This window comes from Cupriavidus neocaledonicus (assembly GCF_000372525.1).
GTDB lineage: Bacteria > Pseudomonadota > Gammaproteobacteria > Burkholderiales > Burkholderiaceae > Cupriavidus > Cupriavidus neocaledonicus.
The window spans coordinates 384422-392959 of the sequence record NZ_AQUR01000105.1; the positions used below are offsets into that span (position 1 = coordinate 384422).

7 protein-coding genes and 1 pseudogene are annotated in these 8538 nt (G+C 69.2%); 3 read left to right on the forward strand and 5 right to left on the reverse strand.

Annotated features, from left to right (window positions below; translation table 11 throughout):
* Positions 1–55: 55 nt before the first annotated feature.
* Positions 56–298 (reverse strand): RNA-binding S4 domain-containing protein, encoded by a 243-nt coding sequence (locus A3AG_RS0125930; protein ID WP_018008200.1) that lies wholly within the window; start codon positions 296–298, stop codon positions 56–58.
* Positions 298–2055, reverse strand: coding sequence for a glutamine--tRNA ligase/YqeY domain fusion protein (locus A3AG_RS0125935; protein ID WP_018008201.1), 1758 nt, complete (start codon positions 2053–2055; stop codon positions 298–300). Before A3AG_RS0125935 ends, A3AG_RS0125930 begins: the two co-directional genes overlap by 1 nt.
* A gap of 247 nt (positions 2056–2302) precedes the next feature.
* Here A3AG_RS0125935 and A3AG_RS0125940 point away from each other — a divergent pair, with 247 nt between their 5' ends.
* The gene (locus A3AG_RS0125940; RefSeq protein ID WP_018008202.1) at positions 2303–3739 is read left to right on the forward strand and encodes a CoA transferase; all 1437 of its coding nucleotides are present in this window, start codon (positions 2303–2305) and stop codon (positions 3737–3739) included.
* Here A3AG_RS0125940 and A3AG_RS0125945 read toward each other — a convergent pair.
* The 3 genes from A3AG_RS0125945 to A3AG_RS0125955 all read right to left on the reverse strand — a co-directional run bounded on the left by A3AG_RS0125945 (position 3736) and on the right by A3AG_RS0125955 (position 7201).
* Positions 3736–4353: a pyridoxamine 5'-phosphate oxidase family protein gene (locus A3AG_RS0125945; protein WP_018008203.1), complete on the reverse strand. Its 618-nt coding sequence runs from the start codon at positions 4351–4353 to the stop codon at positions 3736–3738. The genes A3AG_RS0125940 and A3AG_RS0125945 overlap by 4 nt on opposite strands.
* Before the next feature lie 179 nt (positions 4354–4532).
* Positions 4533–6158 carry a gamma-glutamyltransferase family protein gene (locus A3AG_RS0125950; RefSeq protein ID WP_018008204.1) on the reverse strand — a complete coding sequence of 542 codons (1626 nt, stop codon included), beginning with the start codon at positions 6156–6158 and terminating at the stop codon, positions 4533–4535.
* Positions 6159–6223: 65 nt separating this feature from the next.
* Complete coding sequence (locus tag A3AG_RS0125955; RefSeq protein ID WP_018008205.1) at positions 6224–7201, reverse strand: Bug family tripartite tricarboxylate transporter substrate binding protein; 978 nt, start codon at positions 7199–7201, stop codon at positions 6224–6226.
* A 159-nt stretch (positions 7202–7360) separates the two neighbouring features.
* Between A3AG_RS0125955 and A3AG_RS0125960 the strand changes: the two genes are divergently transcribed.
* Both A3AG_RS0125960 and A3AG_RS0125965 read left to right on the forward strand, forming a co-directional pair.
* Positions 7361–8245, forward strand: coding sequence for a LysR substrate-binding domain-containing protein (locus tag A3AG_RS0125960; protein WP_018008206.1), 885 nt, complete (start codon positions 7361–7363; stop codon positions 8243–8245).
* Between the two features lie 97 nt (positions 8246–8342).
* Positions 8343–8538 (forward strand): annotated as a pseudogene (locus A3AG_RS0125965) (ISL3 family transposase); the annotation flags it as partial.

The following is an 8538-nucleotide window of genomic DNA, read 5'->3' on the forward strand; positions in this document are numbered from 1 at the left end:
GGTTGCAGTGCCGGCGCCGGCCGCACGGGGCGGCGCGCCGGCCGGGTCCGCGCGCTCAGGCGGCGACCACGCGGATCTCGATGCCCGCCAGGCCCACCACCTGCCCGGCGCGGATCTTCGCAGTCTTGCGCGATTCGGGCGCGCCGTCCACCGAGACTTCGCCGGCCGCGACCAGCGCCTTGCCGGCGCCGCCGCTGTCGCACACGCCCGCCAGCTTGAGCAGGTCATTGAGGGCGATGAACTCGCCCTCGAGCGGGAAGGTGATGGTCTGCACCGTTGCCTTGCCAGGTCTGGCCATCACTTGCCCCAGCTGTCTTTGAGGCCGACGATGCGGTTGAACACCGGCTTGCCCGGCGCCGAATCGGTGCGGTCGGCGACGAAGTAGCCATGGCGCTCGAACTGGAAGCGGTCTTCCGGCTGCGCCTCGCGCAGGCCCGGCTCCAGGTAGGCGGTGATCACCTGCTTGGAATCCGGGTTGAGGGCATCGAGGAAATTCTTGCCGCCGGCGTCCGGATTGGGATCGTTGAACAGGCGGTCGTACAGGCGCACCTCGGCTTCATACGCATGCGCCGCGCTGACCCAGTGGATCACGCCCTTGACCTTGACGCTGTCGGCGCCCGGCGTGCCGCTCTTGGTGTCGGGCAGGTAGTTGGCGTGCACCGCCACGACGTTGCCGTCGGCGTCCTTGTCCACGCCGGTGCACTCGATCACATAGCCGTACTTCAGGCGCACCTTGTTGCCGGGGAACAGGCGGAAGTAGCCCTTGGGCGGGGTCTCGTTGAAGTCCTCGCGCTCGATCCACAGCTCGCGCGACAGCGGGAATACCCGCTTGCCGAGTTCCGGCTTCTTCGGGTGGACCGGTGCCGAGCATTCCTCGCTCTGGCCTTCGGGGTAGTTGTCGATCACCAGGCGCAGCGGGTCCAGCACCGCGACGCCGCGCGCGGCGCGGCCGTCGAGGTCGTCGCGCACCGAGCCTTCGAGCGTGCTCATGTCGATCCAGCTATCGGCCTTGGCCACGCCGACGCGGTCGCAGAACAGCTGGATCGATTCGGGGGTGTAGCCGCGGCGACGCACGCCCACCAGCGTGGGCATGCGGGGATCGTCCCAGCCGTCGACACGCTGTTCGTCGACCAGCTGCTTGAGCTTGCGCTTGCTGGTGATGGCGTAGGTCAGGTTCAGCCGCGCGAACTCGTACTGGTGCGGCAGGGGGTCGCGGAACACGCCGCTGTCGCGCAGGTGCTCCAGCACCCAGTCGTACAGCGGGCGGTTGTTCTCGAACTCCAGCGTGCACAGCGAGTGGGTGATGTTCTCCAGCGCGTCCGAGATGCAGTGCGTGAAGTCGTACATCGGGTAGATGCACCACTTGTCGCCGGTGCGGTGGTGATGCGCATGCCGGATGCGGTAGAGCACCGGGTCGCGCATGACGATGTTGGGCGCTGCCATGTCGATCTTCGCGCGCAGCACGTGCTCGCCGTCGGCGTACTTGCCGGCGCGCATGTCGCGGAACAGCTGCAGGTTTTCCTCGACGCTGCGGTCGCGGAAGGGCGAAGGCTTGCCCGGTTCGGAGAAGTTGCCGCGGCTGGCGGCGATCTGCTCGGCCGACTGGCTGTCTACGTATGCGGCGCCGCGCTCGATCAGCGTTTCGGCAAAGGCGTAGAGCTGGTCGAAGTAGTCGCTGGCGTAGTACAGGTGCGGCTGCGCCGCGCCGTCCTTGCCGGTGCTGTCCCAGGAGAAGCCGAGCCAGTGCACGGCATCGATGATGGAATCGACGTATTCGGTGTCTTCCTTGACCGGGTTGGTGTCGTCGAAGCGCAGGTGGCAGCGGCCGCCGTAGTCGCGCGCCAGCCCAAAGTTCAGGCAGATGCTCTTGGCGTGGCCGATATGCAGGTAGCCGTTGGGCTCCGGCGGGAAGCGGGTGATGACGGTCGGCAGCGGCTCGCCTTGCTTGTCCTGGCGCCCGGCGTAGGTGCCGGCGGCGAGGTCCTGGTCGATGATGCTGCGCAGGAAGTTGGAGGCGGCTGGGGTGCTGTCGGTAGGCTTGTTGTCGTGGCTCATGATGGCGCCGGTTGGCCGGCCGCAAGCGCCTGCAAGGCGTGGGGCCGGGTCGTCAGATTGCGTGGCGGAATGCCAATAGCGGGATTTTACCGTGCCGGCGGCGCCGCACGCGGTGAGCATCGGCTCATTTGTGGTCCGGTCGGTTGCCGGCGTGCGTTGGTCGCACCGAAAGTGATGTGTCGGAGTAGCATGGAGAGCCGTGCCGGCCGGCCATGGCCGACAGTCATCCATCGCAGCAGGAACGCCCATGAACGCCCCCACCGCCGCGGCACAAGTGCCGCCCATGCCCCTCGATGTCGTCGGCGCGCTGTGGCGCGATGCCGGCCTGCCTGCCGCCGCGCTGGCCCGGCTCCACCTGGACGGCGCCGAGCCGGTGCTGCCTTCGAGCTTTGCCGTGGGCACCGCCGCGCAGGCCAGCCTGGCCGCCTCGGCGCTGGCCGCCGCCACGCTGTGGCAAGGCCGCAGCGGCCGCTGGCAGGAGGTCAGCGTCGACATGCGCCATGCCATCACCGAGTTCCGCAGCGAGCGCTACCTGCGCGTCGATGGCGGCCCGGCGCCGGAGCTGTGGGACAAGATCGCCGGCATCTACCGTTGCGGCGACGGCCGCTGGGTCCGCCTGCACACCAATTTCCCGCATCACCGCGACGGCGTGCTGCGGCTGCTGGGCTGCGCCTATGACAAGGCGGCAGTGCAGGCGGCGCTGGAAAAATGGGAAGCCGAGGCGTTCGAAACGGCCGCGTCCGACGCCGGCCTGGTGGTCGCCGCGCTGCGCAGCTTCGACGAATGGGACCGCCACCCGCAGGCGGCGGCGCTGCGCGGCCTGCCGCCGGTGACGCTGGAGCGGATCGGCGACGCCCCGCCGCAGCCGCTGCCGGCGCCGTTGTCCGCGGACGCGCAGCCGCTGTCGGGCGTGCGCGTGCTTGACTTCACCCGCATCATCGCCGGCCCGGTGGCGGGCCGCACGCTGGCCGCGCATGGCGCCGACGTGCTGCTGGTGACCGCGCCGCACCTGCCGTCGATCGCGCCGCTGGTGATCGACACCGGCCGCGGCAAGCGCAGCTGCCAGCTGGACCTGCGCGATGCCGACGACAAGCGCACGCTGCACAAGCTGCTGCACGGCGCCGACGTGATGGTGCAAGGCTACCGCCCGGGCGGCCTGGCCGAACTGGGCGTGGGCCCGGAAGCCGCGGCGCGGGCCCGTGCGGGCATCGTCTATGTGTCGCTGAGCGCGTATGGCCACGTCGGGCCGTGGGCGCACAAGCGCGGCTTCGATTCGCTGGTGCAGACCGCCACCGGCTTCAACGCCGCCGAAGCGCAGGCCGCCGGCAGCGACACGCCGCGGCCGTTGCCGGCCCAGGTGCTGGACCACGCCGCGGGCTACCTGCTGGCATTCGGCGCGATGGCCGCGCTGCACCGGCGCGCGGTGGAGGGGGGCAGCTGGCATGTGCGCGTGTCGCTGGCGCAGGTGGGGCAGTGGCTGCGCGGGCTGGGGCGCGTGCCGGACGGGCTCAAGGCGCCCGAGCAGAAGATCGACGACGTCGCCGACCTGCTCGAAGCGGTGCCGTCCGGCTTCGGCATGCTGACCGTGGTGCGCCACGCCGCGCAGCTGTCCGCGACGCCGGCGCGCTGGGCGCTGCCGTCCGAGCCGCTCGGCACGCACGCGCCGCAGTGGCTGCCGCGCTAGTAGAGCGTGGTGCGCTGCCGCTCGGGCAGGTCGCGGTCATAGGCGGCGCCGTCGATGGCGTTGCCGCTCAGCGTGGCCAGGATTTCGCCGTTGCTGGGCAAAGTCTGGCGTGCGACCTGCGACTGCGCGGCCCACAGGCGCGAGCGGATCAGTGCGCGCGCGCACTGGAAGAACACTGCCTGCACCGTGATCACCAGCACCGTGGTCGGCGCCTTGCCGTCGACCACGCAGCGCGCGATCAGCGCCGGATCGACGCTGATCTGGGCGGTGCCGTTGACGCGGATGGTCTCGTTGATGCCGGGGATCACGAACAGCAGGCCCACGCGCGGATCGGCAACGATATTGCGCAGGCTGTCGATGCGGTTGTTGCCGCGCCGGTCCGGCAGCAGCAGCGTGCGCTCGTCCAGTACCCGCACGAAGCCGGGCGCGTCGCCGCGCGGCGAGCATTCGGCCCAGTCCCGGCCGACCGTCGACAGCAGGCAGAACGGCGCCGCTTCGATAAAGGCCCGGTAGTGCGGGTGCAGGTAATCGACTTGCTTGGACAGCGAGGGCGCCGCCGGTTGCGCGTAGAGCGCTTCCAGTTCGGCCAGCGTGGTGATGGCGTGCGGGGGCATGACAGGCCGGGCGTTGGAGCGAAAGCCTCAATGTACCGCACAAGCGCGGCGCAGGCATGACCCGTTCACGCTGCCCCGGCCTTGCTGAACCGCCCCTCACCCCGGCCCTCTCCCCGTCAGGGGAGAGGGCGTACACCAAGCGATGGTTCGGGCGGTGTTGGTGCGCCCGACCCCGGCGCTCAGAACCCCACTGCCTGCCCGTCGCGCCGGCTGTCGCTGGCCGCGACGTAGCCGTGCTCCGCGTCCTCCGACATGCGCCAGATAAACTGCCCCGAGCCGAAGTCCATGTATGGATCGTCCACCGACTTGAGCTGGTGGCGGCGCGCCTTCAGGCCCGCCACCGTGGCGGGGTCCATGGTGCCTTCCACGTCCAGCGTGAAATCGCGGTTGACCTTCCAGCGCGGCGCGCAGCAGGCGGCCTGCGGCTGCTGGTTGTAGTCGAGCATGCGCACCACGGTCTGCACGTGGCCCTGCGGCTGCATGTCGCCGCCCATCACGCCGAAGCTCATCACCGGCTGGCCGGCCTTGGTCAGGAAGGCCGGAATGATGGTGTGGAACGGACGCTTGCCGCCCGCCACCACGTTGGCGGACCTGGGATCCATCGAGAAGCCGACGCCGCGGTTCTGCAGGCTGATGCCGGTGCCCGGCACCACCACGCCCGAGCCGAAGCCCATGTAGTTCGACTGGATGAACGAGATCATCATGCCGTTCTCGTCCGCCGCGGTCAGGTAGATGGTGCCGCCGACCTTGGGCATGCCGAAGTTGAAATGCGTGGCGCGCTGCATGTCGATCAGTCTGGCGCGCGACTTCAGGTAGGCGTCGTCCAGCATCTGTTCGGGCGTGACCTCCATGCTGCGCGGATCGGCCACGTACTGGTACAGGTCGGCGAAGGCCAGCTTCATGGCCTCGATCTGCAGGTGCTGCGAGTCGACCGAATCCACCGGGATCGAGGCCAGGTCGAACTGGTCGAGGATGCCGAGCGCGATCAGCGCGGCGATGCCCTGGCCGTTGGGCGGGATCTCGTGCAGTTCGTAGCCGCGATAGGACTTGCTGATCGGCTTGACCCAGTCGGGCCGGTAGTTGCGCAGGTCGTCGAGTGTCATCGCGCCGCCGCATTGCTTGCTGAAGGCGGCGATCTTCTCGGCGATCTCGCCTTCGTAGTAGGCGCGGCCGCGGGTCGCGCCGATCTGGCGCAGGGTCTCGGCGGCGGCCTTCATGGTGAACTTCTCGCCCACTGCGGGGGCGCGGCCGTTGGGCATGAAGGTGTCGGCGTAGCCGGGCTGGTCTTTCAGTTCGGGCACGGCGGCGGCCCACTTGTGCGCCACCACCGGCGGCACGGCGTAGCCGCGCTCGGCGATCTCGATCGCGGGTTCCATCAGGTCGGCGAACGGCAGCTTGCCGAAGCGTTCGTGCAGCGCGGCCCAGCCGGCGACCACGCCGGGCACGGTGACCGAGTCCCAGCCGCGGACCGGCCGCTTGGCGAGGCCGCTGGCGTCGGTGCCGTACCTGGCCTTGAAGTATTCCGGGCTCCATGCCGCCGGGGCCACGCCCGATGAATTCAGGCCGTGCAGCGACTTGCCATCCCACAGGATGGCGAAGGCGTCGCTGCCCAGGCCGCACGACACCGGCTCGACGATGGTGATGGCGGCGGCCGCGGCGATGGCGGCATCGACGGCATTGCCGCCCTTGAGCAGCATGCGCAGGCCGGCCTGCGCGGCGAGCGGGTGCGAGGTCGAGACCACGTTGCGCGCAAACAGCGGAATGCGCACGGACGGGTAGGGGTTGGTCCAGTTGAAGTTCTGCATGGATGGGTCCTTTGTGCTCGGTGCGCCGGGGCGCCCGGTGGCGTGCGTCGCGCCCGGTGGCGCAATTATTCTGCCGTGATCTTGCGATCCCTGATCAGCTTGCCCCAGCGCGCGCTGTCCTGCTTCACCATGGCGGCGAACTGGGCGGGCGTGCCGCCGACCGGTTCGGCGCCCAGCTTGGCCAGCCGTTCCTTCACCTCGGGCGACTGGATGGCCTTGTTGAACTCGGCATTGAGGCGGTTGACGATATCGGCCGGCATGCCCTTGGGGCCATAGATGCCGAACCAGGTATCGGAGACGAAACCCGGCAGGCCCGATTCGCTGATGGTGGGGATTTCCGGCGCCAGCGGCGAGCGCCTGGCGCCGGTCACCGCCAGCGCCTTGAGCTTGCCGTCCTTCACATGCGGCAGGCCCGACACGATGCTGTCGAAAAGCACCTGCACCTTGCCCGAGATCAGGTCGGGCACGGCCAGCGCGGTGCCGCGGTAAGGGATGTGGGTGATGAACACGCCGGCCTGCGCCTTGAACGCCTCGGTAGTCAGGTGCACCACGGTGCCGTTGCCGCTCGAGGCGTAGTTCAGCTCGCCGGGGTGCTTCTTGGCGTAGTCGACCAGCTCGCGCACGTTCTTCACCGGCAGGCTGTTGGGCACCACCAGCACGTTGGTTGCAATCGCGACCTGGCCCACCGGCGTGAAGTCGGTCTCGGTGTTGTACGGCAGCCGGTGGTTGATATGCGGCCCGATCGCATGCGTGCTGGTGGTGGCGATCAGCAGCGTATAGCCGTCGGGCGCAGCCTTGGCGGCCATGTCGGAGCCGATCGCGCCGCCCGCGCCGGGGCGGTTGTCGACCACGATCTGCTGGCCCATGTTGCTGCCCACCTTCTGTGCGATGGCGCGCGCCAGCAGGTCGGTCGCGCCGCTGGCGGGGAAGGGCACGAGCAGGCGGATCGGCTTGCTCGGGTAGGTGTCTGCCAGTACAGGGGCGGCGGCCAGGCACAGGCCGATGCCAAGGCCGGTGCCGAGTCGGCGCAGCCAGGATGTCATGGGTGTCTCCGGGATCCGGCGCAGGGCCGATTGATGACCGGCCTTCATTATTCCGCGCCGTCGGCCACAAAGAAAGCTAATATTTCTTGCTAATGTCGCAAGAAATTTTTAAGTATCGACGCCGTGGCGACAGGGCGTTTCTTTGCCTGGGTGTGCAGCATGAGCACTGTCCGCTTCCTTCGTACCTTCGTCGCCGTGGCCGAGTACGGCTCGTTCGCCGCCGCCGCGGCGCAGGTGGCGCTGACCCAGGCCGCGGTCAGCCTGCAGATGCGCGCGCTGGAAACCGAGCTGCGGCGCGAGCTGTTCGACCGCAACGGCCGCGTGGCGGTGCTCAATGCCGATGGGCGCGCACTGCTGCCTCAGGCGCGCAGGCTGCTGGCGCTGTATGACGAGATGCGGCTGCCGCTGGCGTCGGCCGAAGCCATGGCCGGGGCGGTCGCGGTGGGCGCGGTGGTGTCGGTGATGGGCGGGCTGTCGCACGCGGTGGCGCGCATGAAGCGCACTTATCCGGCCCTTGACGTGCGCCTGGTCGGCGCCAAGTCGATCGAGCTGGCGGCGCAGGTGGAGGCCGGCGATCTCGACGCCGCCATCCTGGTGGAAGGCGCGGCGCGCGTGCCGGGCTCGCTGCGCTGGACGCCGCTGTACCAGGAGCCGCTGGTGGCGATTGCCGCGCGCGGCAGCCCGGGCCGCGACGCGCGCGAGGCGCTGGCGGCCAATCCCTACCTGCGCTTCGACCGCAGCCAGCGCACCGGCGTGCTGGTGGAGCGCGCGCTGCGCCGCGCCCACCTGAAAGTCAACGAGTTCCTGGAGCTGAACGCGATCGAGGCGCTGGTCGAGCTGGTGCGCCAGGAAGTGGGGGTGACCGTGGTGCCGCTGCTGCGGCGCGCGCGATGGCGCGACGACGATGCCTTGCGCGTGCTGCCGCTGCTGGTCAACGGCGAGCCGGTGATGCGCCAGATCGGCATGCTGGAGCGGCGCGACCACGGCCGCGGGCAGGTCACGGCGGCGGTGCGGGCGGCCTGCAGCGAACTGTTCGGGGCCTAGCGACGGGCCGATAAAAAAAGGTTCTTCGAAGAATTCCGGGGCCTGATTTGCCACATTCCGTATCCTAATGGCCGTTAAGACGGTCATAGGGAACGGGATGCTGGATCGGAAGACGCTGCAGGCGTTGGGCTGCTGGGATGGCTACAAGCTGGATCTGGTGGTATGGCCAGAAGGGGAAAGCCGTACGCTGGCGCTGTACCTGAAGCCGGTCAGCAAGGTAATGTACTGCGAGGAATGCGGATCGAAGTGTCGGCAGGTCCATGAGACGGTGGTGCGGCGCGTGCGGGATCTTC